Annotated in this window: 1 protein-coding gene; it reads left to right on the top strand. The window is 68.7% G+C overall.

The window, feature by feature from the left end; all coding sequences use genetic code 11:
* Positions 1-83: 83 nt before the first annotated feature.
* The coding region (locus Pta02_RS40850; RefSeq protein ID WP_203880423.1) for a hypothetical protein at positions 84-706 on the top strand (623 nt) is incomplete at its 3' end.

Here is a 706-nt window from a genome sequence, read left to right as displayed (position 1 = left end):
CCAATGGCGAGACCGAACCCACACCCTGTCATGCGGCGCCTTCACCCGCGCCGGATTCACTTCGCTGTGGGGGTCCTTCTCCTATGCCCGCTCTTTTGCGCCGGCGCCGCCTCGTCCTGCCGATGCTGACGGCGCTGCTGTCGGCCATGATGCTGCTCACCACCGCCTTCGTGCCGCAGCCCGCCGCCGCCTCCGCCGCGCCCGCGGTCTTCAAGGGAGGCCTGGCCGGGACCGGCCGCTCCACGCTGGTGCTCTACGACACCACCGGCCAGTGGGGCTGGCTCGGCGAGCTGTACGCCACCCAGGCGGCCAACCTCACCGGCCACTTCGGCACCTACACCGCCATGCCCGTCTCGGCCTACACCAAGGGCACGATGAAGGGCTTCACCGCGGTCATCTACGTCGGCTCCACCTACGACGAGCCGCTGCCGGCCGCGTTCCTGGACGACGTGCGCTCCGCCGTCCGCCCGGTCATCTGGATGAACAACAACATCTGGCAGCTGACCGCCGCCACCCCCGACTTCACCGCCACCTACGGCTGGATGTGGTCGCAGTTCGACTTCGACACCATCGAGGGCGTCGTCTACAAGGGCAAGGACCTCTCGCGCGACGGCGTCAACGCCTCCGGCGTGATGGACTACGCCAGCGTCGACGAGACCAAGGCCAAGGTGCTGGCCAGCGCCGTGCGCAAGGACGGCAAGCAGAT

The sequence above is a fragment of the Paraplanobispora takensis genome (assembly GCF_016863195.1).
Lineage (GTDB): Bacteria > Actinomycetota > Actinomycetes > Streptosporangiales > Streptosporangiaceae > Planobispora > Planobispora takensis.
The sequence above is the reverse complement of the archived record's forward strand: the minus strand, read 5'-3'. Positions and strand labels throughout refer to the sequence as shown.